Origin of the sequence: Microbacterium sp. ZW T5_45, from assembly GCF_044987415.1 — a bacterium.
Taxonomy (GTDB): Bacteria; Actinomycetota; Actinomycetes; order Actinomycetales; family Microbacteriaceae; genus Microbacterium.
The window spans coordinates 1-26,252 of sequence record NZ_JBJDRJ010000015.1; the positions used below are offsets into that span (position 1 = coordinate 1).

The following is a 26,252-nucleotide window of genomic DNA, read 5'->3' on the forward strand; positions in this document are numbered from 1 at the left end:
CCATCAAGCCCTGGGCTACGCCACTCCAGCCGAAGCGATGGCCCATCTGACACGGACCACCGCCGCCAAAGCGGCCTAACCAGAACGGAAATGAGAACAACACTCCACGACACGCGGGCCGCCCTACTCGCCGTCGGTCTCATGCAGAAACGTCGGTCTCGCGGGCCCCTGTACCGTGTTCGAGTCTTAGTCCCACGACGGTCACCCACGGCTCTCGAACGAGACGGGGCAGTCGCGCAGGCAGCCGGCGAGTTCGCCGAGGCCCTCGTCGACGTGTCCGATGAGGTAGGTGCCCGTCGGAGCGACCTGACCGTCGTGCAGGAACACGATGATCGACTGCAACGGCTCCCAATAGACGACGTCGCCGGCGCGGAACTCGGCCGGTGTCGCAGCATCCGTCACGTCGAGCGGTGCGTCGAGCGAAGCGATGACGGCGGTGCCCATCCGGTCGGAGAACGACAGCACCGTAGGCAGCCCGGATGCCAGATCGTCGGCATCCGCCGCCTGCAGGCTGATCCGAGCGGGAGCGGTCGCCGGGGTCGTCACCGCACAGGCGGCGGTCAGCAGGATCATCGCCAGTGCGGCCAGGAATGCGGATGCTCGTCTCTTCATGCTCTCGATCACATCGCTGTCCCACCGCTCTCGGGAGTCCCGCAGCTGCCGCGCCCTGACAGGGCATCCCAGACGCGGATGCATCGACCTACTCTGATCGCATGGACAACCAGTCAGAGGTCCGAGACTTCCTGATGTCGCGCCGCGCTCGCGTCGAACCCGAGGATGTCGGGCTGCCGCGCGGTTCCGACCGGCGGGTGCCCGGCTTGCGTCGCGGCGAGGCGGCGGCACTCGCGGGTGTGAGCGTCGAGTACTACGCCAGGCTCGAGCGCGGAGCGATCGGCGGGGCGTCGCCCGCGGTGCTCGATGGGCTGGCACGCGCACTGCGCATGAACGACGCGGAGCGCGAGCACCTGCATCGACTCGCCTCAGGGGCCGGTGCGCGACCACGACCCGCCACGAAGCCGGCGCCGCTGTGGCGTCCCTCGCAGAGCGTGCAGTGGGTGCTCGACTCGATGGACTCCGCAGCCGCCCTGATCGGCAACGGGCGCACCGACCTGCTCGCGTGGAATCGCCTCGGCGGGGCGCTCATGCACGAGCTCATCACGACCGCGACGACCCCGCAGCCGAACTTCGCTCGGTTCATCTTCCTCGAGCCGGTCGCACGGCGCTTCTACCCGGACTGGGACGCGATCGCGCGGGTCAACGTCGCCCAGCTGCGGGCCGAGGCCGGTCGTGACCCGCACGACAAGGCGCTGCACGATCTCGTCGGCGAGCTCTCCACCCGCAGCGACCACTTCCGACGCCTCTGGGGAGCGCACGATGTGCTGCATCTCGAGTCCGGAGCCAAGCGATATCACCACCACCTGGTGGGCGATCTGTCGCTGAGCTTCGACGGATTCGACCTTGCGGGGCATCCGGGCGTGCAGCTCACGGTTCTCACCGCCGAGCCCGGGAGCCCGGATCATCAGGCGCTCATGCTGCTCGGCTCGGCGGCGGCGACGGCGGATTCCGGGCTGAGCGATGCGTCGGATGCCGGGCTGGAGGCTCGCGCGAAGGCGTAGCCGTAGCCGTAGCCATAGGCGACCGCGGGCAGGTGCCGTCCTCCGCGGCGCACGTGGGCGGCAGCACGGGTCGGGCCGGCACGCACGGGCAGGGGGAGGCGGAACCCCCGCGCGCCCGGGTCAGAAGCCCTCGGCCTCGCGGGGCGTATAGGCGGCCTCGAGCGCCTGCAGCTCGGCGTCTTCGAGCCGGATCTCCACTGCGGCCACGGCGTCGTCGATGTGCGCGGCCTTCGTCGCGCCGACGATCGGCGCGGTGACGGCCGACTGCTGTGCGACCCAGGCCAGCGCGACCTGAGCGCGGGACACACCGCGGTCGGCGGCGACCCGCGCGACGGCGTCGACGATCGCACGGTTGGACTCCTCCTCGCGGTGGTACAGCGTCGCACCGAACGCGTCGGTCGCGGTGCGGGAGGTCGTCGCGTCCCAGTCGCGGGTGAGGCGTCCGCGGGCGAGCGGCGACCACGGCAGCACACCGACGCCGGAGTCGAGGCAGTACGGATGCATCTCGCGCTCCTCTTCGCGCTGCAGCAGGTTGTACTGGTCCTGCATCGACACGAACGGCGTCCACCCGTTCACCGCAGCGGCCTGCTGCGCCTTCGCGAACTGCCAGGTCCACATCGACGAGGCGCCGATGTACCGCGCCTTGCCCGAGCGCACGACGTCGTGCAGCGCCTCCATGGTCTCTTCGATCGGCGTCTCGGGATCCCAGCGGTGGATCTGGTACAGGTCGACGTGGTCAGTGCCGAGTCGCTTCAGGCTCGCGTCGATGCCCGAGAGGATGTGCGCGCGGCTGAGCCCCGCCTGGTTCGCTCCGGGTCCCATTCGCCCGTGCACCTTGGTCGCGAGCACGATCTCGTCGCGGCGGGCGAAGTCGGCGAGAGCGCGACCCACGAACTCCTCGCTCGTGCCGTCGGAGTACACATCGGCCGTGTCGAACGTCGTGATGCCGGCCTCGAGCGCCTGACGGATGAGCGGGCGGCTCGACTCCTCGTCGAGCGTCCAGCCGTGAGCGCCGCGGTCGGCGGTGCCGAAGCTCATGCAGCCGAGAACGACCTTCGAGATCCGCAGTCCGGTGCGGCCGAGTCTGACGCTGTCCATGCGCTTCTCCTTGCATCGTCGCGGCTCGAGGCGGCCGCCCTGAACAGTATGACGGCGGAATGTCGGTGGGGGAGAGGAGACTCGCGACGGCCGCCTGGGGAGGTCATCCGGCGGGCCGCGTAAAGAATCGCGGTCCGTCGAGTCTCATCAGAGGCGGCACCCTGGGCGTCGTCGACCTGAAGGAGTTCTCGTGTCCACAGCATCCCCCGCTCCGCTGACCGCATCTCGGGAGGCGGTCCGCGTCTCGCTCGTCGTCAAGGACGCCCGCGGGTTCACGCACTACTACGAGGAGATCGAGACGACGCCGGATGCCGTGCGCGACGCCTTCGACCTCATGGCGAGGCGACGACCGGAGAGGTGACGATGAGATCAATAGGATGAGCCGCATGAACATCGTGCGCTTCGGAAGACCTGTCCCGTGGCGCGGCATCATCGCGAGCATGGGCATCGGTGCAGGGATGGCGCTCTTCACCGCGCTGCTCGGAATCCTCAGCGGACGCTTTCACGGCTCGCTTCTGCTGCTGCTGTTTCTGCTGATCCCCGTCGTGGTCAGTCCGATCCTCATCGCGATCAACACCTTCGCGACTTTCGATCCGCAGACCGGACTCATCAGCATCAACGGCGCAGCGCCCGTGCCACTTGCGCACGTCACCCAGGCCCGCACCATGACCACCCGCGGCGTCGCGACGCTCTATCTCGGGACCGGACCGACCCGCGCGGAACGATTCTTCGTCGCGAACGGTCCTTTCGGGAGTCCGCGCGTCGAGCGCGATTGGGTGCGGCATCTGTTGCCGTACACGGGTCTTCCTCGCTCAGGTGTTCATCCGGATGAGTTCGGTACGAGGCATGTGCGACAGGCGTCCTTCGAGGAGGCCTCGGTCTTCGCTCACCGCTGGCTGAACTGATCGGGGCGCATCGCACCCGGGCCTCAGCGGGCGATCGGCGTCTCGCGCACGACGACCTCGTGCGACATGGGCAGTGCGCCGAGGATCCGCGGGGAGCCGTCGACCCAGTCGACCTCGACCCCTTCCGCCGCGAGGGCCGCGACGTCGATCGTGATGTCGAGCAGCGGCAGCGCGAGGTCGGCGTACCGGCCGGACACCACGTCTCCGACGTGCTCGGCGGTCGTCGCATGGATGAATCCCGCGTCGTCGACGTGCGTGCCACGGGTCGACACCGCGTACTCGCCGAAGCCGCGGCTCATCTCCCAGTCGTCCTGGATCGCGATGTGGTGGATCTCGGTCTCCACTGCTCCTCCTCGGAAGTTAATGAAACGAAAGCGTTGCATTTAACGATAGGCTACTCCCATGACAGGGAAGAGGGGGCGACCGTCGGCCGCCGAGCGACTCGAGCGGCACGAGCGCGTCGTCGACGTCGTGATCCGGATGCTGATCGATCACGGGTACGACGCCGTGACGTTCGACCGCATCTCGGCCGAGGCCCACGTCGCCAAGCGCACGCTCTACGCCGACTTCGGCGACCGGTCCGGTCTGGTGCGTGCGGCCGTGCGGCGGCAGCATCCGACGGATCCATCCGCAGGCGACCTGCGCGCCGCGGCGATCGAGATCATCGCGCATCTGCTCTCGGATGAGGCGATCGGCATCCATCGCGCGATCATCGCAGCCGCCGACGCCGCGCTCGCCGCGGAGTTCTACGACGAGGGCCCCGCGCGCGCGCAGCGGATCCTCGCGGACCGGATCCCGGATCCGGATGCCGCGCCGATCCTCTTCGCCGCACTGCTCGGCGAGCCGCATCGGCGGCGCCTGCTCGGGCTGTCCGAAGCTCCGGATGCTGCGCAGGTCGAAGCGCATGTCGATGCGACTCTCGCGCTGCTCGAGTTGGGGCCGGTGCGACGCGCACACTCGGACTGAGTTCTCACACTCAGGCTGAGGGATCGGCGCAGTTTCTTCAGCCCGAACGTGAGTTTCCCGCCCGAGTCGGAGAGTCGAGGCGGCGCGCAGGCTCAGCGGGCCAGCAGTGCTCCGGCCGCGTCGTGCAGGCACTGGACGAAGGCCGCGCACACCGCGCTCTCATCGTCGAGCACTCGACGCGCGGCGAGAAGTCGCGTGGTCGGCGAGCCGGCGATCGGCACGACGGCAATCGATGGCGGTACGAGCTGACGCACCGACTCGGGCAGGATGCTGGCGCCCACGCCCGCCGCGACGAAGCCGAGCGCCGTCTCCTGATGCACGACCGTCTCGGCGATCCGTGGAGTGCCGGCCGGAGCGAGTACCGCGTTCACCCGATCGACGTAGCCCGGCATGAGGCCGCGTGGATAGGCGATCAACGGAACGTCGATCAGGTCGTCGGCCGTCACCTCCAGACGACCGGCGAGGGGATGCGCGACCGGAAGGCAGGCGACGAGACGCTCCTCGAACACGACCTCGGTCGTGAGGGCGGGCGCGGCACCGCTCACCGGCGGGAACTCGTCGCGGACGATGCCGATGTCGATGCTCCCCTCGCGCAGCCGATCGAACTGCTCGCCGGAGGTGAGCGGCACGAGAGTTAGGGCGACGCCGGGCCGACGAGCGCGGAACTGTTGCACGACCTCCGGCAGCACGGTGTAGTTCGCGGAGCTGACGAACCCGGCGGTGAGTTGACCGGCGAGCCCATCGACGTAGTCGCGCATCTCGGCGCGCACCGCATCGACCTCCTCGAGGATCCTCCGCGCGCGCTCCTGCAGGTGGCGACCGGCAGGAGTGAGGGCCACCCGGCGCGTGCTCCGTTCGAACAACGGCATTCCCACCTCGCGTTCGAGGCGACCCACTTGGACGCTCAACGGGGGCTGCGACATGTGCAGTTTCTGCGCCGCCCGACCGAAGTGGAGCTCGTCGGCGACGGCCATGAAATAGCGCAGTTGACGGAGCTCCATCCGGGTCACGATACGGGCTTCGTATTACCGGCCCGTTACGACCAGATTGCGAGCAGAACGCTATCAATCCGACGTGAAAAACGTATTTGACCAGGGATTGTCTCGCAATGTCAACTGGAGTCATCACCCGCTCCCAGGAGGACCCGTCATGACCGCAGACACCGCCGGCACCACGAAGATCGACATGCTCTACCTGAGCGAGCCCGAGGTCATCGCGGCCGGAATCAAGGACATGGCGCGCTGCATGGAGGTCATGGAGGAGGTCCTCGTCCTCGTCGCCAAGGGCGACTACCGGATGGCGGGCAGCTCGGCGAACTCGCACGGTGCGCAGATCAGCTTTCCGCAGTCCTCGCCGTTCCCCGGTATGCCTCTGGATGCCGCCGACCGGCGCTTCATGGCGATGCCGGCGTACCTCGGCGGCCGCTTCGACGCCGCGGGGGTCAAGTGGTACGGATCGAACGTCGACAACCGCGAGAAGGGGCTGCCCCGCTCGATCCACCTCATCGTGCTGAACGACAAGGAGACCGGCGCACCCTTCGCGATCATGTCCGGCAACCTCGAGAGCGCCTATCGCACCGCGGCCGTCCCCGGAGCCGCCGCCAAGAAGCTCGCGCCGGTGAACGCGACGTCGCTGGGCATCATCGGTCCCGGCGCCATGAACAAGAGCGCCCTGCACGCCATGACCACGGCCCGGCCCAGCCTCGACACGATCCGCATCAACGGTCGGCGCCGCTCGACCTCGGAGGCGTTCGCCGACTACGTGCGTGAGTTCTATCCGCAGTTCACGACCATCGAGATCGCCGAGACGGTCGAGGCGGCAGTGCGCGACTCCGACATCGTCTCCGAAGCCGTCACGGGTCTGGTCGGATCCGAGAACTACCCCTACATCGACGGCGACTGGATCAAGCCCGGCGCCTTCCTCAGCCTTCCGGCGAACCTGCGCATGGACAAGGAGTACACGCTCTCCGGCAAGGCCCGACTCATCGCCGACGCGAAGAAGATCTACGAGGCGTGGGCCGAGGAGTACCCCGCGCCCTCGCACGAGACGGCCTTCGGCATGATCGGCCTCTACTGGCAGGACCTCATCGAGGCCGGAGAGCTCGACGAGTCGCGCGTGGTGAACATCGGCGACGTGTTCGAGGGCACCGCCCCCGGGCGCGAGTTCCCCGAGCAGCCGGTGCTCTTCAGCGTCGGCGGCATGGGTGTCGAGGATGTCGCCTGGGCGAAGACCGTCTACGAGAACGCGCTCGAGCTGGGCATCGGCACGAAGCTCAACCTCTGGGACGCTCCCGACCTGGCCTGACCGACCGCCATCCACGGAAGACACGATCGTGAATCCCAGAGAACAGCACGCCGCGAGCGAATCGGCCACCTACGCGATCATCGGCGCGGGCCTCAGCGGTGCCGCGGCCGCCTGGCGGCTCGCGCAGTCGGGCGCCGAGGTGATCGTGCTCGAGCGCGACGTCCCGGCATCCGCTCTGGGCAGCTCGCACGGTTCGGCGCGCATCTTCCGTTACGCCTACCAGGACGCGTTCTACTCCGACCTCGTCGTACAGGCGAAACGCGGCTGGGACGAGCTCGAGGCGGCGAGCGGCGAGCGATTGATCACGCCGAGCGGCTCACTGGACTTCGGCGCCGTGCGCGACCCGCAGGGTCTCGCACGCGTGCTCGACGAGGTCGGAGTCGAGAACGAGCTGCTCAGCAGCGCGGAGGCTTCGGTTCGCTGGCCGCAGCTCTCCTTCGACACCGAGGTGCTCTGGCATCCGGGCGCGGGGGTGATCGACGCCGAGCACTCGGTCGAGGCGATGGTGCGACTCGCCGAAGCGGCGGGCGCGCAGGTGCGCACCGGCTGGGAGGTCGCGTCCGTGCGGCATGGTTTCACCGGCTACCTCGTCACCTCGTCGACCGGTCGCACCGTGCACGCCGAACAGGTCATCGTCGCCGCGGGCGGCTGGCTGCCCGGCCTGCTCGCGGACCTGGATCTGCCCGGCGGCTTCGCCGACGCGATGCCGCAGTTCGAGGTACGGCAGGAGAACGCGTTCCACTACCCGTATCGGCAGCTCGCCGACGCCGGCGAGACGCCGACGGATGCCGCGACCTCGTGGCCGACCTTCATCTACAAGGGCGAGGAGATCCAGACCTACAGCCTGCCCGGTGGCCGCGACGCCGACTTCCGTGGGCAGAAGATCGCCGAGTACAACGGGGGACGAGTGATCCCGGGTGCCGCGCACCAGGACGGCCTGATCGACCCGGCGAACCGCCGCAGGGTCACGGCGTTCGTCGAGGAGTTCACCCCGGGACTCGTGCCCGAGTCGTACGCCGAGACGACCTGTCTGTTCACGAACGTGCCGCGCGACGACATGATCATCGACCGGGCGGCCGGCGTCACGATCCTCTCGCCGTGCTCGGGGCAGGGCGCCAAGTTCGCCCCTCTGCTGGGCGAGCTCGTGCTCGACCTCGTCGCCGGATCCCAGCAGACCGCCGACCGCTTCCGCGCGATCGGTCAGAGCTTCGCGGGGGTGCGATGATGAGCGCCCCTGCGAACGCCAACGACCTTCTCGCCGAGATCGAGCGGATCGGAGCGGATGCCGAGCGCGGCGGCTACACACGACCCGTGTTCTCGTCCGCCGAGCTCGAGTTGCGCTCCTGGTTCGAGAGCCATGCGAGCGCACGCGGGCTGGACGTCGAGACCGACGGCAACGGCATCATCTGGGCCTGGTGGGATGTGTCCGACGCGGATCGTCGTGGGGCCGAGGCACCCGGCGCCGACCGGCCCGATCGCCGCGGCGCGATCGTCACCGGTTCTCACCTCGACTCGGTACCGGGCGGGGGCAACTTCGACGGGCCGCTCGGCGTCGCGAGCGCGCTCGCCGCGATCGACCTCCTCCGTGAGAAGGGCGTGGTGCTGCGGCATCCGCTCGCCCTCGCCGTCTTCCCAGAGGAGGAGGGCTCGCGCTTCGGGGTCGCCTGCCTCGGCTCGCGCTTGATCGCCGGCATCGTCGCACCCGAGACCGTGCGCGCGCTGACCGACGAGGGCGGGCGCACGTTCGCCGACGTCGCGACCGGCGCCGGGTTCGACCCCTCGGCCATCGGCCCGGACACCGAGCGTCTCGCGGGGATCGCCGCGTTCGTCGAGCTGCACGTCGAGCAGGGGCGCGGTCTCGCCGATCTCGACCAGCCCGTCGCTCTGGCGGGGGCGATCATCGCGCACGGCCGCTGGCACGTGCGGATCGAGGGCCGCGGCGATCACGCCGGTGCGACCCGCATGGCCGACCGCCACGACCCCGTGGTCGTCGCCGCCGAGACCGTTCGCAGTCTGCGGGCGCACACGCTCGTCGTCGACGACGCCCGCGGCACGGTCGGCCGCATCAAGGTCACCCCTGGCGGCACGAACGTCATCGCCTCGGCCGTCGACCTCTGGATCGACGTGCGGCACCGCGACGAGGACGCCGTGCGGCGCATCGTCAGCGAGGTCACGGCGGCGACGGAGCGGGCGGCGGATGCCGAGGGCTGCACGGTCGTCGTCACCGAGCAGTCGTTCTCGCCGACCGTGTCGTTCGATCCTGCGCTGCGCTCGCGCATGCAGGCGGTCCTGCCCGACGCCCCCGTTCTCGACACCGGTGCCGGTCACGACGCCGGTGTCCTGGCCGACGTCATCCCCACCGGGATGCTGTTCGTCCGCAACCCCACCGGCTCCTCGCACACCCCTGCCGAGACCGCCGGTCCCGAAGACGTCACGGCGGGCGTGCACGCGCTCGCCGCCGTGCTCGAGAACCTGCTCACCTGACACCGAACGATCCGGTCCCGACGGCGCGACCACCCCGGAGCACCACTCCGGGCCCCAGCACACACGCACCACGAAAGGAGATCGACATGGACATCACCTCCCAGGTCAACACGGGATGGATGCTCACCGCGACCGTCGCCGTGACCCTCATGCTGCCCGGACTCGCGCTGTACTACGGCGGTCTGTCACGCACCAAGAACATCCTCAACACGATGATGATCGTGCTCGGCGGCTTCGCCGTCACGGCCGTCCTCTGGGTCCTGTTCGGCTACGGACTCACGCTCGGCGATTCGGTCGGCGGAGCCGGCCTCATCGGCGACCCGGCCGGACTGATCGGCATCCAGTCCCTGCTCGGCGCCGAAACGCCGGAGGGCGCCGTCCCGAGCATCCTCATCGCCGTCTTCCAGCTGATCTTCGCCGGTCTCACCGTGGGCATCATCGGCGGCGCGGTCGAGGGCCGTATGAAGTTCTCGAGCTGGCTGATCTTCTCGGGCCTCTGGGCGACGCTGGTGTACTTCCCCGTCGCGCACTGGGTCTTCGCCTTCGACGCCGCAGACGGATCGACCAAGGGCGGCTGGATCGCCAACGGTCTGCACGCGATCGACTTCGCCGGCGGCACCGCGGTGCACATGAACGCCGGTGTCGCGGCGCTCGTGCTCGCGTTCTTCCTCGGCAAGCGTCGGCACTTCCCGCACGTCGGTCGCCCGGGCAACCTGCCCATCGCCGTGGTCGGCGCGGGCCTTCTGCTCGTCGGCTGGTACGGCTTCAACGGAGGTTCATCGGGAGGCATCAACGAGAGCGCGGGCGTCGCGGTCACCAACACGCTCATCGCGGCGTGCGCCGGCCTGCTCGGCTGGATCGTCGTCGAGCGCATCCTGCGCAAGGCGGCCACGTCGCTCGGAGCGATCTCGGGAGTGCTCGGCGGCCTCGTCGGCATCACGCCCGCCGCCAACTCGGTGTCGCCGGTCGGTGCGGTCATCATCGGCTTCCTCGCCGGCATCGTCGCCTTCGCGACGCTGAGCCTCAAGGAGAAGCTGGGCTACGACGACGCGCTCGACGCGGTCGCGATCCACATGTTCCCCGGCATCTTCGGCACGCTGGCGATCGGCTTCCTCGCCGACCCCGCCTCGCCGGCGGGTGCGGCGGGCATCTTCTTCGGCGGCGACTGGAGCCTGCTCGGCACCCAGGCGCTCGCGATCGTCTCGGTGTTCGCCTACACGCTCGTCGTGACCGCGCTCATCGCCTGGCTGTTGAAGGTCACCGTCGGCCTACGGGTCGGCGACGGCCACGAGATCGCCGGACTCGACACCTCGCTGCACGCAGAGACCGCCTACGACCTGGACGACGTGCGCTCCTGAGCGCGGGTCACGAGAGAGGACACGAACATGAAGCTCATCACCGCCGTCGTGCAGCCCAGCGCCCTCGAGCCCGTCAAGGACGCGCTCGCCGAGGTCGGGGTCACCGGCATGACGATCTACGACGCGAAGGGTCACGGCGCCCAGGTGGGCAAGGTCGAGGTCTACCGCTCGCAGCGGGTGAAGGTCGATTTCCTGCCCAAGATCACGATCGAGACCGTGGTCGCCGACGAGGAGCTGGAGGCGGCGCTCGCCGCCATCCAGGAGGCCGCCCGCACCGGGGCCATCGGCGACGGCAAGATCTGGGTCACCGACGTGCTGCAGGTCATCCGCGTCCGCACCGGTGAGACCGGCCCGACCGCGATCCGCTGACGGAGGTACGAATGACCCGCACCCGCGCTGACCTCGGAGTCGTCCGTCCGGCGGACGTCGAACCCGAACCCTGGGCCAACGGCCTCGGGGTCACGCGGGTGCTCGCCGCGCGGGCGGCCTGGCGCATCAGCCTCGCCGAGATCGACGGACGGATGCCGTTCTCGCCGTTCCTCGGCGCCGATCGGGTGCTGATCCCGCTGTCGCCCTCGGGGGTGACGCTCGAGATCGAGGGCATCGAACGGTCGGTGGGGCGGTTCGAGGGGGCGGCGTTCCGCGGTGAGGATCACGTGATCGCTCAGACCGACGGCGAGCGGGTGTCGGTCGTGAACTTCATGACGCGACGGTCGAGCGGCCGCATCGACTGGAGCATCCATCGAGGTGCTGGTCCGCTGCCCGCCGACGTCGAGGCGCTGGTCGTGCTGGATGGGAGGGTCCTCGTCTCGGGTGACCTGCTGCCGGTCGGTGCCGTCGTCGTGCCCGGGCCCGGGGTGCGTGCACGCGCTGAGGCCGACGCCGTCGTCGCGGTGATGCGGCTCAGCGGGGTGGTGTGGTCGCGGCGATGACCAGCGGATGCCGCGGGGACCGTCGACCGATTTGAATCGATTTCCTCTCCCCGATAGTCATACCGATATTTTTCCTGTTAACTGGCGGGGAGCTGCCTGAGCGGTTCCTGACCCCAATCCGGACCCGCATGCGGCGCTCACTCCTGACTTCATCGCGTTCCGGGGAGGGAACACCCATGTCACGAACAACCGTCCGCGCGCGCCTGCGCTCGTGGGCTCGCACGAGGTCCGTCGGCCGATCCGCCGTCGCCGCCCTCGGAGTCGCAGCCCTCGCCGGCGCCTCACTGATGGGCGTCGCATCCGCAGCCCAGGCCGCTCCGGGTACGCCCGGGGTGCCGCAGGCCAACTCCGTCGTCTTCGAGGAGGACTTCGAGAACGGTGCCGGGACCACTCCCGTCCTGCTCACCAACTACACCGGTGCGACCGGTCAGACCTACACCGCGGATCCCGCGTGGCTGACGAACTGCAACGGCATCATCGTCAACTTCAACATCCCGTTCACCGATCTCGGCAACTGTGTGGCCTCGGGCGACTCGGCGAACCTCCGCCAGCTCGCCTACGCGCTCGGCGCTCACGCCGGTACGGCGAACCCGGCGGCCAACGATGTCGTCGCGGCCTACACCGAGAACAACCCCGGCGCGAACGCGGTCGAGTTCGAGACCGTCGACAACATCACGCTGGCATCCGCATCGGGTCGATTCCTGACGTTCAGCGTCGACACCGCCGCCGTGAACTGCGGCGTCTCGGCTCCGCTCTACCAGTTCTCCTTCCTCAACCAGGCAGGCGCGGCCACCCCGGTCGGAGGCATCCTCAACGCCTGCTCGTCCGGGACGACGGAGACGGTGCCGGCGATCGGCCCGCTGCCCACTCGTGCGATCAACGTCGGCACCTACACGTCCAACGGCTCGGTGCTCTTCAACGGTTCCGAGCTCGGCATCCGGATGACCAACGCGAACGGATCGGGTGTCGGCAACGACGCAGCGTTCGACAACATCCGCATCCTCGACGTGACCCCGCAGCTCGACAAGGTGTTCAGCCCGGCTCAGGTCGTCGCCGGCTTCACCTCGACGCTGACTCTGACGGTCACGAACACGGATGAGCTCGCGGCGAAGAACGGCTGGTCCTTCACCGACGCACTTCCCGCCGGCCTCACGATCGCGGGCCCCGCGAGCACCACGTGTTCCGCAGGGGTCGTCGACGCGCCGCTCGGCGGCACGGAGATCACCGCCTCCGGCAACCTGAACGCCGGCCAGGCCTCGTGCACCGTGTCGGTCGACGTGACCTCTCCGGTCGCCGGCTCGTTCACCAACGGCCCCGACAACATCACGAGCACGGGCCTGAACCCGCCGGCCGACACCACGGTCGAGTTCGTTCCGCAGGCTCCGGCGATCCGCGTCGTGAAGTCCGCGAACCCCGAGGGCGACTTCGTGGTCGGCCAGACCGTGAACTACTCCTTCGTCGTGTCGAACACGGGTAACGTCCCGCTCACCGACGTCGAGGTCACCGAGACCGAGTTCAGCGGCACTGGCGAACTGTCCGACATCGTCTGCCCCGCGGGTGCGGAGTCGCTGGCCGTCGGTGACGACGTGACCTGCACCGCGTCCTACGTGGTGACGCAGGCGGATGTGGATGCCGGTGTGCTCACGAACGCCGCCACCGCGACGGGCACCTCGCCCGAGGGCGAGTCCCCTGTCTCCCCGGAGTCCGAGGTCAGCATCCCGTCCGTCGACGCCGCACCGGCGTTGACGATCGACAAGACCTCCGACGTGGAGACCATCTCCGCGGCGGGCGATGAGATCGAGTACTCGTTCCTCATCACGAACACCGGCAACGTCACCCTCTACGACGTGACCGCGACCGAGGGCGAGTTCTCGGGGACCGGCGAGCTGTCCGAGGTCGTCTGCCCCGCCGAGGCGGCAGTGCTCGCCCCGGGTGACGACGTGACCTGCACCGCGACATACGTCGCGACGCAGGACGACGTGGATGCCGGGTCGATCACCAATGCCGCAACCGCGACGGGCACTCCGCCCAACCCCGAGACGCCGACGCCCGTGTCGCCGTCCGACGAGGTCACCGTCGAGGTTCCTGCCGCTCCGGCGCTGACGATCGACAAGACCGCCAGCTCCGAGACGGCATCCGTCGCAGGTGAGACGATCACCTACTCGTTCCTCATCACGAACACCGGCAACGTCACGCTCAGCGACGTCTCAGTGGCCGAGGGAGAGTTCTCGGGGACCGGCGAGCTGTCCGACGTCGTCTGCGCCGAGGGTGCGGCATCGCTCGCTCCCGGCGACGACGTGATCTGCACCGCGACGTACGTCGTGACGCAGGAGGACGTGGATGCCGGCTCGATCACCAATGCCGCCACCGCGACGGGCACCCCGCCGAACCCCGAGACTCCGGCACCCGTGTCGCCGTCCGATGAGGTCACGGTCGAGATTCCCGCGGCTCCGGCGCTCACGGTCGTGAAGACGGCCGATGAGGCTGCACAGGAGGACATCGTCGTCGGTCAGGAGATCACGTACTCCTTCCTCATCACGAACACCGGCAACGTCACGCTCGGCGACGTCACCGTCGTGGAGGGCGAGTTCTCGGGTGCGGGTGAGCTGTCCGAGGTGGTCTGCCCCGAGGCATCCGCTTCTCTGACTCCCGGCGCACAGGTCACCTGCACCGCGACGTACACCGTCGTGCAGGCCGACATCGACGCTGGCGGTGTGACGAACACCGCCAGCGCGACGGGCACCCCGCCGAACCCCGAGACTCCGGCCCCCGAGGCGCCGGAGTCCGAGGTCGTCGTCCCGGGTGTCTCGGCTCCCGCGCTCGACGTCGTGAAGACCGCGAGCGTCGACCGTGCGACCACGGTCGGTCAGGCGATCACGTACTCGTTCCTCGTGACAAACACGGGCAACGTGACGATCAGTGACGTGACCGTCTCGGAGGGCGAGTTCACCGGGACCGGTACGCTGTCGGCCGTCACCTGCCCGGCCACGGCCGAGTCGCTGGCACCCGGCGCGCAGGTCACCTGCACCGCGACCTACGCGGTGACGCAGGCCGACCTCGACCGCGGCTCGATCCGCAACACCGCGACCGCCGGCGGCACGACGCCCGGTGGCGACCCGATCGCCTCTGGCTCGTCGTCGGCGAACGTCGAGACGCCCGGAGCGCCGCTGGCCACGACCGGTGGAGCGAACCTCCTGCCCGTCGCGGGCGGAGCGCTGCTGCTGCTGATCGCCGGTGGAGTGATCCTGCTGGTTCGTCGTCGGACGCACGCCGACAACTGAGTCGACTGACGTGAGGGCCGGTCGGAGCTGATGCTCCGGCCGGCCCCTCGGCGTTCCGGGGTGTTCTGCGGCGGTCACGTCGGTCGGTTTGCCGACGCGATGTACGGAATGCAGGCGCCGGTCAGGGGACCTGAGCCTGCAAAGTGGCCCTCGCGCCGACGGAGTGAGCCACCGACAGATCTCAGTAGAACTCGACCGTGTCGACGACGTTGCGCAACGGCTCGCCGGCAAGGAACCGGCGGGCGTTGTCGGCGAACAGGCGCACGATGCGGCGATCCTCCTGCTCCGACAGCGCGGCGGTGTGCGGACTGACGAGCACGTTCGGGTGTTCCCAGAGCGGGCTGGATGCCGGCAGCGGCTCGACCTCGAAGACGTCGAGCGCGGCATAGGCGACCCGGCCGTCGTCGAGGGCCGCGAGCAGTGCGGTCTCATCGATCACGGTGCCACGACCGACGTTGGCGATGATGACGCCGGGCTTGACGTTCTGCAGCAGCTCCTCTCCGACGAGGTGCAGTGTCTGGTCGGTGCCCGGCAGGGTCACCACGATCGCGTCGACCTCCGCCACCACGTCGTTCAGCTCGTCGAGCGAGACCAGGCGGTCGACGCCGTCGACTGGAGCGCCGGAACGGCTCGTGCCCCACACCGTCGCTCCGAACGCCGAGAGACGCGTCGCGACTGCCTTGCCGATGCCGCCCAGCCCGATCACGAGCACGGTCATCTCGTCGAGGTGCTTCATGAGCCAGCGATCGGCCCACTCCTTCTCGCTCTGCGCGCGCTGCAGCTCGGGCAGGCGCTTGGCGCCGGCGAGCACACCGAACACGGCGAACTCCGCGAGGGTCGAGCCGTGCACTCCGGCGCTCGTCGTGAACGTCACGCGCTCGAGCTCTTCGGCGGTGAGGTCGGCGGCCTTGACCTGCGCGCCACCGCCGGCGGCCATGATGTGCACCCAGCGCAGCTTCGGGTTCGACCGCACGGTGCGCGTGAGCGCCGCCGCATCGGCATCCGGAATCGAGAACAGCACGTCCGCGGAGTCGACGAGCTCGTCGAAGGCCTGCTGCTGCGCGGGGGTGCGCTCGTGCGCGGGGTCGCCGCCCCAGTCGGCCGGCCAGCGCATGGGCCGCACGACCGAGGAGTCGCGAACGACCTCGACGGACGGCAGCAGTTCGTCGAGCTCCGCGGACAACTCCTCTGAAAGATCCGTGGCGATGACGGCGCGGAGGCGCTCGGGGGTGCTGTTCATCTCGTTCCTCTGTTCGACGGTGAGCATCTTCGATCGTGAGCGCGGGGAGCGCAGAGCGAGCGGGTTCGCTGGGTAGTCTCGCACACCGGGGATCCGCTCGCCGGGGGTACTCGTGGCAACTTCTGTGCCACAGCATCCGACCCTTCTCGCCGCACCATGGCCTGTTTGAGCGGGCAGATGACCAGCGCGGCACAGAATTGGCAAACCGAGTTGCTCCCTGCCGCGCCAGGGACGAGAGTCGGTAGCGTGCTTCTGCTCTCACCGCCCCGGTGAGGCGGCCAACGAGGGAAGGAGCCCCCGGGTGACTCGCAGAATCGACCTGGTCGCAGACCTCGGCGAGGGCTTCGGTGACTGGCGCATGGGCGACGACGAGGCCCTCCTCGACGTTCTGACCTCCGCCAACGTCGCCTGCGGCTTCCACGCCGGTGATCCGCGCATCATGGACCGCACCGTGATCGGCTGCGTCGAGCGCGGCGTCGCGATCGGAGCGCACCCGAGCTTCCCCGACCTGGTCGGATTCGGCCGCCGCGCCATGGATCTCACGCCCCACGAGGTCCGCACCGACATCACCTACCAGATGGGCGCGCTCGCGGCCTTCGCGGCGCACCACGGCAGTCGCATCGCCCACGTCGCGCCGCACGGACGCCTCGGCAACCTCGTCGCGACCCGTGCCGACTACGCGCAGGCCGTCGTCGACGCGGTCCGCGGGTTCGACGACGGTCTCATCGTCCTCGCCCAGGACGGAGAGCTGGCGGATGCCGCACGCACGGCCGGACTCGCTGTCGGCATCGTCGGCATCGCCGACCGCGCCTATCAGGACGACGGCACCCTCGTGCCGCGGTCGCAGCCCGGAGCGGTGATCCACGACCCGGCAGAGGTCGCCGCCCGCACCGTGAAGATGGTGCTCGAGGGCGTCATCGAGAGCGTGAACGGCACTCCGATCCCCGTCACGGTCGACACCGTCCTCTTGCACGGCGACACCCCGACCGCGGTCTCGCTCTCGCGGCGCATCCGGGCGGATCTCGAAGCCGCGGGTATCGAGATCGCCCCGCTCGACGCCGAGGCGCTGCGCGCATGAGCAGCATCGCGACCATCCGGGCCACCGGCGAGAGCGCGGTGCGCGTCACCGGCACCACCGGAGATCGCGAACGCGACTGGGTGCTCGTGCACAAGATCGCCCGCGCCATCACCGGCAACGGCATCGAGGGCATCATCACGGCGATCCCCACGTACGAATCGGTGCTCGTCGAGTTCGACGCCCGCGTCACCAGCAGTGCCGCCGTGCAGGCCGTGATCATCGCCCTGCTCGGCGACGTCGACCTCGATGCTCCGCTCCTGGAGAACCCGCGGACGTTCGTCGTGCCGGTGCTCTACGACGGTGAGGACCTCGCGGACGTCGCCGCTCTGACCGGCCTCACCGAGGAGCAGGTCGTCGACGCGCACAGCGCCCCGACGTACGTCATCCGCTGCCTCGGCGCCCCCGGCGGATCGCCCATGCTGGACGGGCCGCGGCTGCCTGTTCCCGTGCCACGGCTCAAGAGCCCGCGCATTCACGTTCCTCAGGGCGCGGTGTCGCTCGCGGGACGTCAGGCCACGATCACCCCGGCGGCCGCTCCCGGCGGCTGGATGCTGATCGGCAACACCCCGCTGACCGTGCTCGACCTCACCGCTGAGCGCCTCGTGCCCTACGAACCCGGCGATCTGCTCCGGTTCGAGCGCATCGACGCCGATCGTTTCGCCGAGCTCCGCGGCATCCGTCTCGCCCCCTCGGAAGGTGTCGCATGATCGCCGAACTCGCGGTCGTCGCGGCCGGACGCTCGACCGTCACCGACCTCGGCCGCCTCACCGGTCCCGGCCTCGGCCTGCCGGTCAACGGCGCGCTCGACCAGTACTCGGCGCGCGTCGCCAACATCCTCGTCGCCAACGACGAGACGGATGCCGTGATCGAGGCCATGGCGTTCGACATCGCCTTCGCGCCCTCGGTCGACATCCTCATCGCGGTCACCGGCGCGACCATGGACGTCACGGTCGACGGCTGCGAGCGGCCGATGTGGGAGCCTGTCCCGGTGCTCGCGGGGCAGGAGGTGCGGCTGTCGTCGATGACCGGCGGCATGCGCACCTATGTCGCGGTGCACGGCTCGTTCGATGTGCCGACGCTGCTCGGCAGCTGCGCGCCCGACACCGTGATCGGCTTCGGCACCACGCTGGCCGACGGCGACAGGGTCGCGCTGCGCAGCACGACGCCCGCGCCGATCAACCCCTACTTCGGCATCTCGTTGTTCAACTTCGAGGTCGACCGCCCGTACTTCGGCGACACCGCGTACATCGACGTCACCGACGGCCCCGACATCGACGAGTTCGCCGGCACGTCCGGCCGACTCTTCGAGGCGCCGTACACGGTCAGCACCCGCAGCAATCACATCGGCCTGCGGCTCTCGGGGGCGCTGCCCCAACGGGTGCGCAGCGACGAGATGATCTCGCGCGGGGTGCCGGTCGGCGCGGTCGAGGTGCCTCCGGGCGACGAGCTGCTGATCCTGCACCGCGGCCGCGGTGTGACCGCCGGGTACCCGGTGCTGGCGGTGGTCACCTCGACCTCGCTCGACACCCTGGGGCAGGCCCGCCCCGAGACCTCGGTGGTCTTCCGCAGAGTGACGGTCGAACAGGCCGCGCGAGACGCGCGCGTCTGGCAGGACCGCCTCGAGCACCTGCGCGAGCGGGTCGCGACCGTGTACGCCTGCATCGGTGCGACGGGGCTGGCGCCCGCAGCATCCGTCCCACCCGTCGCTGTCGCGAGCGAGAACTGAGGCGCGGGCCGCACCCGTGCCGCCGAGAAGAAGTCGACGAAGAGAGAAGGAAGGTCCGACATGACCTACAGCGATTACCGCACCGCGCTGGTGACGGGCGCCTCGACCGGTATGGGCGAGGCGACGGTCACGAAGCTGCGCGAGAAGGGTCTGACCGTGCACGCGGTCGCGCGTGACGCCGCCCGCCTCGCCGACCTCGCCGAGCGCACAGGGGCGATCCCGCACGTCGTCGACCTCGCCGACGTCGACGCGATCGAGCGCGAGCTCGGCGATCTCGAGATCGACATCCTCGTGAACAACGCCGGCGTCAGCGCGCCCGGGAACATCCTCGACGTCGAGCGCGGCACGGTCGACGCGATGGTCGACGTGAACCTGCGCGCCGTGCTGCACCTCTCGCGACTGCTCCTGCCGGGAATGGTCGAGCGCGATCTCGGCCACGTCGTGAACATCTCGAGCATCGCCGGCCTCTACAACTTCTTCGGCCACACCGCGTACCACGCCACCAAGGCGGCCGTGCACCAGATCTCGCGCCAGCTGCGCAACGACACCGTCGGCAAGCGTATCCGCGTGACCGAGGTCTGCCCCGGTCGCGTCGAGACCGAGATCTTCGGCCGCAACCTCGGCGGCTCGCCCGAGGCCATGAAAGAGGCCTGGGACACCTACTACGAGGGCTACGAGTCGCTGAAGACCGAAGACATCGTCGCGGCGATCGACTTCGCCCTCGACGCACCCCGCCACGTCAACCTGGGCCTGATCGAGATCATGCCCACCTTCCAGGTCCCCGGGGGCCTGACCTTCGACCGGAGAGAAGCATGAGCACCGCCACCACCCCTCGTCCCCTGACCTTCCCGCCGCACATCACGACGCGCATCGAGCGACCGGATGCCGCCTCGCTCGAGCACCTCGGACGTTTCGGCTCAGCCAGCATCCACGAGGCCCAGGGCCGTCGTGGTGCCGTGGACTCCCGCATCAAGCCCGTCGACCACAGCATGCGCTTCTCGGGCTCGGCGTTCACGGTCGTCGGCGGTGTGCGCGACAACCTCATGCTGCAGGTCGCGATCCACTACGCACAGGCGGGCGACGTCATCCTCGTCTCGGCCGGTGAGCTCGGCCAGGCCGGCACGTTCGGCGACGTGCTCGCGAACGCCGCCAAGGCCAAGGGCATCGCGGCGGTCGTGACCGACAGCGGCGTGCGCGACACGGCCTCGCTGCGCGAGCTGGGCCTGCCGGTGTTCTCGGGCAGCGTCTCGATCACCGGGACGGTGAAGGAGACCCTCGGGCCGATCAACCAGCCCCTGGTCTTCGGCGGCCAGCTCGTCTACCCGGGCGACGCGGTCGTCGGCGACGCCGACGGCGTCGTGATCGTGCGCCGCGACGAGATCGACCAGGTCGCCGCCCTCTCTGAGGCCCGCGAGGACCACGAGTCCGAGCTCATCGAGCTCTACAAGGCCGGCCGCACGACGATCGACCTGTGCAACCTGCATGACGTGCTGCGCGCCAAGGGCCTCACGACCGACATCGACGACATCGACCCCGACCACGGTCTCGGAGCACGTCCGTGAGCGCGGCATCCGTCGCGTTCGAGCCGGCCGCGCGCGTCCAGCGGATCAAGGAGTCGCCGAGCTCCGCCGCCGCGGCGCGCGTGCGCGAGCTGAAGGCACAGGGTCGTGCGATCCTCGACCTGACGGTCGGCGAGCCCGACTTCGACACCCCGCGCAACGTCAAGGCGGCCGCGATCACCGCGATCGAGGCGGGCCAGACGAAGTACACGCCCGTCAACGGCACGGTCGCGCTGCGCGAGGCGATCCGGGAGCGGATGCTGCGCACCACCGGCATCCGGTACGAGGATTCGCAGATCACGGTCGGCGGCGGCGGCAAGCAGGTCATCTACCTGACCTTCACCGCCTCGCTCAACGAGGGCGACGAGGTCATCATCCCGGCGCCGTACTGGGTCTCGTACCCCGATATGGTGCGGGCGAACGACGGCACCCCGGTGATCCTCGAGACGCGCGCCGAGGACCGCTACAAGGTGACGCCCGAGGCACTGCGCTCCGCGATCACGCCCCGCACGAAGTGGGTGGTGCTGAACGCGCCGAGCAATCCGACGGGTGTGCTCTACACGAGGGGCGAGCTCGAGGCTCTCGGCGACGTGCTGGCCGAGGCTCCGCACGTGCGGGTGCTGACCGACGAGATCTACGACGAGATCGTGTTCGGTGACGAGCGCGCGGTGGGGCTGGCCGAGGCGGCGCCCGCGATCCGCGACCGGGTGCTGACGATCAACGGCGTCTCGAAGAGCTACGCGATGACGGGCTGGCGTCTGGGCTACGCGGTGGGCGATCCCGCCGTGATCAAAGCCCTGAACCTGCTGCAGTCGCAGACCTCGTCGTGCCCCTCGTCGATCACCCAGGCGGCGGCGGTCGAGGCGCTCGTCGGCGATCAGTCGTTCGTGGCGGAGTCGGTGGCCGTGTACCGCGAGCGTCGCGACCGTGCGGTCGCGCTGCTCGGTGCGATCGACGGGCTCACCCCGATCTCGCCCGACGGCGCGTTCTACCTGTTCGTCGACTGCAGCGGCCTGATCGGTCGTCGCACGGCCGAGGGAAAGGTGCTCGAGAACGACCAGGACGTGACGTTCTTCCTGCTCGACGTCGCCGGTGTGGCCGTCATCCAGGGCTCCGCCTACGGTGCCGCGCCCTTCTTCCGGATGTCGTTCGCGACCGACCTCGCGACGATCGAGGCCAGCGGCGAGGCCATCGCGAAGGCGGTGTCGCAGCTGCAGTGATCTGCGCTCGTCGTCCGAAGGCCCGTCGCGCTCTCGCGGCGGGCCTTCGGCGTTCTCGGGGTGCGGCACTGACCCGGTGTCTTCGCGTCGGCCCGGTGTCTTCGCGTCGACCCGGTGTCCTCCCGTCGACCCCGTGTCCTCCCGACGCAGCTAGGGCACCGGCTCGGCGAGATCGCACCGGGTCGGTGGCCGGGTCCGGGGCCGGAGCGCGGCACCCGACCGGAGCGCGGCACCGGCCGAGGGCCGGCACGTCAACCGGGCCACCGAGCGGCCGGCCTCAGGCGGATGCCGCCAGGATGAGCTGCATCGTCCGCGGGGTCACCCGGCGCCTCCGCTTCGCCTCGTCAGCGGCCGCGAGCTCGGCGATGGTCGTGCGGCCGCAGCCGGTGAGGTGCGCGATCTCGCGGATGCTGCGACCCTGTTCGACCCACGCGCGCACCGTGCGGGCGGCATCCGCAGCGCTGATCGTCTCGGCCCGCGGCGCGATGCCGGCGGCGCGCGCCAGCCGCTCGCGATACCGGCTGCGCGCCTCCGAGCACGTCGTCCCCTCGGCGTCGCCAGGGCAGGCGCGTCGATCGGTGCAGCCGAGCAGGTAGCCGTTCGAGGTGCCGTGCTCGAAGGCGGACCCCACCCCGGCGAGCCGGTCGGCCCGCCACTTCGCCACATATCGCCGACGCGCTTCGGCGCACGTGACACGGCCCTGCGTCCAGTTCGGGCAGGCGCGGTCGTCCTGGCATCCCTGTCGGTACTGCCACATGGTGCCGTGCCGGGCCGAGCGCAGAGGTCGCGGCGCGGCATCCGCAGGTTCCGGCCCCGACTCGGCCGCAGACACGACGACGCGCTCCGCTGCAGGAACGACCGAGCGTGGATGCCGGGCGATCGGCTGCGTGCGCGGCAGACGGCTGAGCTGGCGGTCGCCGCGGCGGCGGATGACCGCCTCCGCGCACGTGAGCCACTCGTCGTCGCGGTGATGCGGGCACTGCGCGGCGGTGCGGCATCCCTCGTCGAATCCCGCAGGCGAGCCGTGCAGGCCGAACGTCGTCGTGTTCATGCCCGGCCCCCTTGGCCCACGACCGCGTCTTCGCGCATCACCGACAGATGCCGAAGAATCGTGGCGGCCGCGCGTGCGGGGGTGCTGCACGGCACGACGACGCCCTGCTCCTGCCGGCGGAAGCCGTCGGTGGTGTAGAACTGCTCCGAGCCGATCAGGGGCATGCCGGTCCTCTCTCCGGGGGCGTCATCGAGGCGGAAGAACAGAGCCTGAGGTGCGGATCTCCGCAGCACGCGGCGATGCATGTAGCGCAGCGGCGAGCAGGAGACCACGCAACCCGCAGGGCGGGGTCGCCGCAGACGGACGGCGATCTCGTCGAGCCAGATGCGGCGTTCGTCGCCGTACAGCGCATCACCGCCGAGCACCTTCGCCAGCGTCTCGGGCGGATGCAGCGCCTCGGCGTCGATCACCTCGGCACCGAGGCGGGCGGCCACACGGTCGGCGACGTCGAGACGTACGGCCCCGGATGCTCCCATCAGGATCGCCGTGGGGCCGAGGGCGAGCGGGTCGACGGTGAGGCCGGCGAACCAGGGGTCCTCGATTCCCGAGTGGATCACGAGTCGCCTCCCTCGATCGTCGCAGTCGTCGCGTCACTGTCGGCGAACACGCTATCCGGGGCGCCCGGCGAGGTTCGAGCGACGTGCCATTCGTGTGCCGACTCTGCTCGCTTTGCTAGGCGGGGTGCAGTGAGAAACGCAGAATCGTGGCACAATATGGCAACAGCCGTGCCATGGAGGTGCAGATGATCCCGGAGCGCCGCTTCGCCCGTCGCGTCAACCTGACCGACATCGCCCGTGCGTGCGACGTCGCCCCGTCGACCGTGTCGCGCGCGCTCAACAACCCCGGTCGGGTCAGCGCGGCGATGTACGAGAAGATCTCGCGCAAGGCGATCGAGATGGGCTACGCCTCGGCCACGCTGCCGCAGGGACCCGAGCGGCGAGCCCGCGGCACCATCGCACTCGTCGTGCCGAACCTCGTCAACCCGTTCGTGCACGACCTCATCCGCGGCAGCCAGGCCCAGAGCCAGGCCGCCGGTTTCCTGTTCCTGCTGGTCAACACCGAGGATTCCGAGCACGTCGAGCTGAACTGGCTCAAGGAACTCTCGCGCTCGGTCGACGGCGTCGTGCTGTCGTCGCCTCGCGCGAGCGACGCGGCCCTGCGCGCGATCGGCGATGCCGTGCCGCTCACGATCATCAACCGCACGGTCCCCGGCATCTCGAGCGTCGTGATCGACACGCCCTCCTCGGCGGTCGAGGCCCTGAACTACCTCGCCTCGCTCGGCCACCGGCGCATCGCCTACGTGCGCGGACCGCAGACCTCGTGGACCGACCGCGAGCGCATCCGCGCCCTCGAGGGAGCGGTCGAGGGACTCGAGGTCGAGCTCCTCCCGCTGGGGGCGTTCCATCCCTCGCTCACCGCCGGGGCCGCGGCGGCGGATGCCGTGCGCCTCAGTGGCGCGACGGCGGCGATGTTCTTCAACGACACGCTGGCCATCGGCGCGATGATGCGGTTCCGTCAGCGCGGGGTGCGGGTTCCCGAGGACATCAGTGTGGTGGGCTGCGACGACATCGCCAGCGCCGAGATCGCGAGCCCCTCGCTCACCACGATCACGACCTCGGGCGAGAGAGCCGGGCACGAGGCCACGAATCTGCTGATCGGCCAGTTCACCTCTCGTTCGCCGCGTCCGCGCGACGAGCGGCTGCCCGCCCACCTCACCGTGCGCGACTCGACGGGGCCCGCGGCGTCCTAGAGGCGGCCGGAGAGCGGATGCTGCGAGGCTGCGGCGCTGCGGCCGAGGACCGTGGCTCTGCCGGTAGAGCGCCGAAGCGCGCGGAGTCCCGAGGTGCGCCGCGAGCATCGGCTCAGTCCCCTGCCTCGGCATCCGTCGTTCCGTCCGTCGATACCTCGCGGCGCACGGTCTCGAGGTGCGCTGTCGAGCGGCTGCTCGCGGTCGTCGCGTCGTGCGAGGCGATGGCCCTGGCGGTCGCGACATGGTCTTCGAGCGTGCCGGCAGCTGGGCGGCCCGGGGTGAGTCCCAACTCGGTGCGGCCGCGCAGCACTTCGGCGACCGGCGTCGCGAGCCCGGCGAGGAACGGGTTGCCCGAGGCGCGCAGCAGCGTGCTGTGGAACGCGATGTCCGCCTCGAGATAGCCCTGCGTGTTGCCCTGACCGCGCTCGCCGAGCTGGTGCAGCACCTCGGCGTGGCGCAGCAGATCGGCGCGCTCGTCGGGTGTCGCGCGGTCGGCGGCGAGGCGCGCGGCGAGCGGCTCGACGGCGAGGCGCAGCTCCATGAGCGCTTCGAGGTGGGCACTGCGCTGAGACCCGCCGAGCAGCCAGCGGATCAGGTGCGGATCGTAGGGATCCCAGCGGTCCTGCGCGGTGACGATCACGCCGACCCGGCGGCGGGGTTCGACCATGCCGATGCTGCCCAGCACGCCGATGGCCTCGCGCACGACCGAGCGTGCGGCGCCGAACTCCTCCTCGATCTGCGCGACCGTGAAGACGGCACCGGCCGGAAGCTCGCCGTCGGTGATCCGACGACCCAGCACGTTGAGCACGTTCTCCGCCATGGGTTCTCCTCCCGTTAAAAGTATGATTACATATTTAAAAGGCAGACTTAATAGGAGGAGCAATGTCGATCTTCGACATCACCGGCCGGCTGGCCCTCGTCACCGGCTCGTCGCGAGGCCTGGGCCGCGCGCTCGCCGAGGCGCTCGCCGAGGCCGGTGCGCGCGTGATCCTGCACGGCCGTGACGCCGAGGCGCTCGCCGCCACCCGCGACGCGATCGCCGAGAGCACGGGAACGACGCCCGCCACGGTGAGCTGCGACGTGACCGACGCGGCCGATGTCGAGCGTGCGATCGGCGAGGTCATCGCCGAGCACGGCGTGCCCGACATCCTCGTCAACAACGCCGGAGTGCAGCGCCGGGCGCCGTTCACCGAGTTCTCGATCGAGGACTGGGATGCCGTCGTCACGAGCAACCTGTCGAGCATGTTCTATGTCTCGCGGTTCGTCACACCCGGCATGGTCGAGCGCGGTTCGGGCAAGGTCATCAACATCGCTTCGGTGCAGTCGCTGCTCGCCCGCCAGACCATCGCGCCGTACTCGGCATCGAAGGGCGGAGTGGCCTCGCTCACTAAGGGCATGGCCGCCGATCTCGCCCGCTACGACATCCAGGTCAACGCGATCTCGCCCGGATACTTCGCCACCGAGATGAACAAGGCCCTCGTCGAGGACGAGCAGTTCAACTCGTGGCTGATAGGCCGCACCCCGGCGCACCGGTGGGGCGACTTCCGCGAGCTCAGCGGCACCCTGCTCTACCTGGCGTCCGACGCGTCGAGCTTCGTGTCCGGTCAGAACATCTTCGTCGACGGCGGCATGACGGCGGTCGTCTGACCGCCCGGCAGAGCATTCGTCACAGCATCCGTTCCGA

At 69.7% G+C, this 26,252-nt stretch carries 27 protein-coding genes; 19 read left to right on the forward strand and 8 right to left on the reverse strand.

Annotated features, from left to right (window positions below; translation table 11 throughout):
* Positions 1-201: 201 nt before the first annotated feature.
* Positions 202-696, reverse strand: coding sequence for a cyclophilin-like fold protein (locus ACI3KS_RS09720; protein ID WP_404917667.1), 495 nt, complete (start codon positions 694-696; stop codon positions 202-204).
* A gap of 17 nt (positions 697-713) precedes the next feature.
* On the opposite strand from ACI3KS_RS09720, the gene ACI3KS_RS09725 reads away from it, so the two are divergent.
* Positions 714-1,616 carry a helix-turn-helix transcriptional regulator gene (locus ACI3KS_RS09725; protein WP_404917669.1) on the forward strand — a complete coding sequence of 301 codons (903 nt, stop codon included), beginning with the start codon at positions 714-716 and terminating at the stop codon, positions 1,614-1,616.
* A 120-nt stretch (positions 1,617-1,736) separates the two neighbouring features.
* Here ACI3KS_RS09725 and ACI3KS_RS09730 read toward each other — a convergent pair whose 3' ends face one another.
* Positions 1,737-2,714 (reverse strand): aldo/keto reductase, encoded by a 978-nt coding sequence (locus ACI3KS_RS09730; protein ID WP_404917671.1) that lies wholly within the window; start codon positions 2,712-2,714, stop codon positions 1,737-1,739.
* A gap of 190 nt (positions 2,715-2,904) precedes the next feature.
* Here ACI3KS_RS09730 and ACI3KS_RS09735 point away from each other — a divergent pair, with 190 nt between their 5' ends.
* Positions 2,905-3,075, forward strand: a complete 171-nt coding sequence (locus ACI3KS_RS09735; protein WP_404917673.1) for a hypothetical protein — start codon at positions 2,905-2,907, stop codon at positions 3,073-3,075.
* Positions 3,076-3,100: 25 nt separating this feature from the next.
* Complete coding sequence (locus ACI3KS_RS09740; RefSeq protein ID WP_404917675.1) at positions 3,101-3,619, forward strand: hypothetical protein; 519 nt, start codon at positions 3,101-3,103, stop codon at positions 3,617-3,619.
* Between the two features lie 23 nt (positions 3,620-3,642).
* Here the strand turns inward: ACI3KS_RS09740 and ACI3KS_RS09745 are convergent, their stop codons facing one another.
* Entirely contained in the window at positions 3,643-3,963 is a 321-nt protein-coding gene (locus ACI3KS_RS09745) for a DUF952 domain-containing protein (protein ID WP_404917677.1), read from the reverse strand.
* A 58-nt stretch (positions 3,964-4,021) separates the two neighbouring features.
* Here ACI3KS_RS09745 and ACI3KS_RS09750 point away from each other — a divergent pair, with 58 nt between their 5' ends.
* Complete coding sequence (locus ACI3KS_RS09750; RefSeq protein ID WP_404917679.1) at positions 4,022-4,585, forward strand: TetR/AcrR family transcriptional regulator; 564 nt, start codon at positions 4,022-4,024, stop codon at positions 4,583-4,585.
* Between the two features lie 92 nt (positions 4,586-4,677).
* Here ACI3KS_RS09750 and ACI3KS_RS09755 read toward each other — a convergent pair whose 3' ends face one another.
* On the reverse strand, positions 4,678-5,586 hold the full coding sequence (locus ACI3KS_RS09755) for a LysR family transcriptional regulator (RefSeq protein WP_404917681.1): 909 nt from the start codon (positions 5,584-5,586) through the stop codon (positions 4,678-4,680).
* 148 nt (positions 5,587-5,734) lie between these two features.
* Here ACI3KS_RS09755 and ACI3KS_RS09760 point away from each other — a divergent pair, with 148 nt between their 5' ends.
* From ACI3KS_RS09760 to ACI3KS_RS09790, 7 genes are all read left to right on the forward strand, one after another.
* On the forward strand, positions 5,735-6,889 hold the full coding sequence (locus tag ACI3KS_RS09760; RefSeq protein ID WP_404917683.1) for a tyramine oxidase subunit B: 1,155 nt from the start codon (positions 5,735-5,737) through the stop codon (positions 6,887-6,889).
* A gap of 28 nt (positions 6,890-6,917) precedes the next feature.
* Positions 6,918-8,114, forward strand: a complete 1,197-nt coding sequence (locus ACI3KS_RS09765) for an FAD-dependent oxidoreductase (protein ID WP_404917685.1) — start codon at positions 6,918-6,920, stop codon at positions 8,112-8,114.
* Positions 8,114-9,373, forward strand: a complete 1,260-nt coding sequence (locus ACI3KS_RS09770) for an allantoate amidohydrolase (protein WP_404917687.1) — start codon at positions 8,114-8,116, stop codon at positions 9,371-9,373. The genes ACI3KS_RS09765 and ACI3KS_RS09770 overlap by 1 nt, the downstream gene beginning before the upstream one ends.
* Before the next feature lie 86 nt (positions 9,374-9,459).
* Positions 9,460-10,731, forward strand: a complete 1,272-nt coding sequence (locus ACI3KS_RS09775; protein WP_404917689.1) for an ammonium transporter — start codon at positions 9,460-9,462, stop codon at positions 10,729-10,731.
* A gap of 27 nt (positions 10,732-10,758) precedes the next feature.
* Positions 10,759-11,100 (forward strand): P-II family nitrogen regulator, encoded by a 342-nt coding sequence (locus ACI3KS_RS09780; RefSeq protein ID WP_404917691.1) that lies wholly within the window; start codon positions 10,759-10,761, stop codon positions 11,098-11,100.
* Between the two features lie 11 nt (positions 11,101-11,111).
* Entirely contained in the window at positions 11,112-11,663 is a 552-nt protein-coding gene (locus ACI3KS_RS09785) for a HutD family protein (protein ID WP_404917693.1), read from the forward strand.
* Between the two features lie 176 nt (positions 11,664-11,839).
* Entirely contained in the window at positions 11,840-14,944 is a 3,105-nt protein-coding gene (locus ACI3KS_RS09790; protein WP_404917695.1) for a hypothetical protein, read from the forward strand.
* 181 nt (positions 14,945-15,125) lie between these two features.
* On the opposite strand, the gene ACI3KS_RS09795 is transcribed toward ACI3KS_RS09790, so the two are convergent.
* Entirely contained in the window at positions 15,126-16,184 is a 1,059-nt protein-coding gene (locus tag ACI3KS_RS09795; RefSeq protein WP_404917697.1) for a D-2-hydroxyacid dehydrogenase, read from the reverse strand.
* A gap of 301 nt (positions 16,185-16,485) precedes the next feature.
* Between ACI3KS_RS09795 and ACI3KS_RS09800 the strand changes: the two genes are divergently transcribed.
* From ACI3KS_RS09800 to ACI3KS_RS09825, 6 genes are read left to right on the forward strand one after another with little or no spacing between them, the layout of a single operon-like run.
* Positions 16,486-17,262 carry a LamB/YcsF family protein gene (locus ACI3KS_RS09800; protein WP_404917699.1) on the forward strand — a complete coding sequence of 259 codons (777 nt, stop codon included), beginning with the start codon at positions 16,486-16,488 and terminating at the stop codon, positions 17,260-17,262.
* The gene (locus ACI3KS_RS09805) at positions 17,259-17,969 is read left to right on the forward strand and encodes an allophanate hydrolase subunit 1 (RefSeq protein ID WP_404917701.1); all 711 of its coding nucleotides are present in this window, start codon (positions 17,259-17,261) and stop codon (positions 17,967-17,969) included. Before ACI3KS_RS09800 ends, ACI3KS_RS09805 begins: the two co-directional genes overlap by 4 nt.
* Positions 17,966-18,988, forward strand: a complete 1,023-nt coding sequence (locus tag ACI3KS_RS09810; RefSeq protein WP_404917703.1) for a biotin-dependent carboxyltransferase family protein — start codon at positions 17,966-17,968, stop codon at positions 18,986-18,988. The genes ACI3KS_RS09805 and ACI3KS_RS09810 overlap by 4 nt, the downstream gene beginning before the upstream one ends.
* 60 nt (positions 18,989-19,048) lie before the next feature.
* Entirely contained in the window at positions 19,049-19,804 is a 756-nt protein-coding gene (locus ACI3KS_RS09815; protein ID WP_404917705.1) for an SDR family oxidoreductase, read from the forward strand.
* Complete coding sequence (locus ACI3KS_RS09820) at positions 19,801-20,550, forward strand: 4-carboxy-4-hydroxy-2-oxoadipate aldolase/oxaloacetate decarboxylase (RefSeq protein ID WP_404917707.1); 750 nt, start codon at positions 19,801-19,803, stop codon at positions 20,548-20,550. The genes ACI3KS_RS09815 and ACI3KS_RS09820 overlap by 4 nt, the downstream gene beginning before the upstream one ends.
* Positions 20,547-21,767 carry an aspartate transaminase gene (locus tag ACI3KS_RS09825; protein ID WP_404917709.1) on the forward strand — a complete coding sequence of 407 codons (1,221 nt, stop codon included), beginning with the start codon at positions 20,547-20,549 and terminating at the stop codon, positions 21,765-21,767. Before ACI3KS_RS09820 ends, ACI3KS_RS09825 begins: the two co-directional genes overlap by 4 nt.
* 277 nt (positions 21,768-22,044) lie before the next feature.
* On the opposite strand, the gene ACI3KS_RS09830 is transcribed toward ACI3KS_RS09825, so the two are convergent.
* Both ACI3KS_RS09830 and ACI3KS_RS09835 read right to left on the reverse strand, forming a co-directional pair.
* On the reverse strand, positions 22,045-22,818 hold the full coding sequence (locus tag ACI3KS_RS09830; protein WP_404917711.1) for a hypothetical protein: 774 nt from the start codon (positions 22,816-22,818) through the stop codon (positions 22,045-22,047).
* Complete coding sequence (locus tag ACI3KS_RS09835) at positions 22,815-23,375, reverse strand: hypothetical protein (RefSeq protein WP_404917713.1); 561 nt, start codon at positions 23,373-23,375, stop codon at positions 22,815-22,817. Before ACI3KS_RS09835 ends, ACI3KS_RS09830 begins: the two co-directional genes overlap by 4 nt.
* Before the next feature lie 173 nt (positions 23,376-23,548).
* Between ACI3KS_RS09835 and ACI3KS_RS09840 the strand changes: the two genes are divergently transcribed.
* Positions 23,549-24,568 carry a LacI family DNA-binding transcriptional regulator gene (locus tag ACI3KS_RS09840; RefSeq protein WP_404917715.1) on the forward strand — a complete coding sequence of 340 codons (1,020 nt, stop codon included), beginning with the start codon at positions 23,549-23,551 and terminating at the stop codon, positions 24,566-24,568.
* Positions 24,569-24,680: 112 nt separating this feature from the next.
* Here the strand turns inward: ACI3KS_RS09840 and ACI3KS_RS09845 are convergent, their stop codons facing one another.
* Positions 24,681-25,388 carry a FadR/GntR family transcriptional regulator gene (locus ACI3KS_RS09845; RefSeq protein WP_404917717.1) on the reverse strand — a complete coding sequence of 236 codons (708 nt, stop codon included), beginning with the start codon at positions 25,386-25,388 and terminating at the stop codon, positions 24,681-24,683.
* 62 nt (positions 25,389-25,450) lie between these two features.
* Here ACI3KS_RS09845 and ACI3KS_RS09850 point away from each other — a divergent pair, with 62 nt between their 5' ends.
* Complete coding sequence (locus ACI3KS_RS09850; RefSeq protein WP_404917719.1) at positions 25,451-26,215, forward strand: glucose 1-dehydrogenase; 765 nt, start codon at positions 25,451-25,453, stop codon at positions 26,213-26,215.
* Positions 26,216-26,252: the final 37 nt, after the last annotated feature.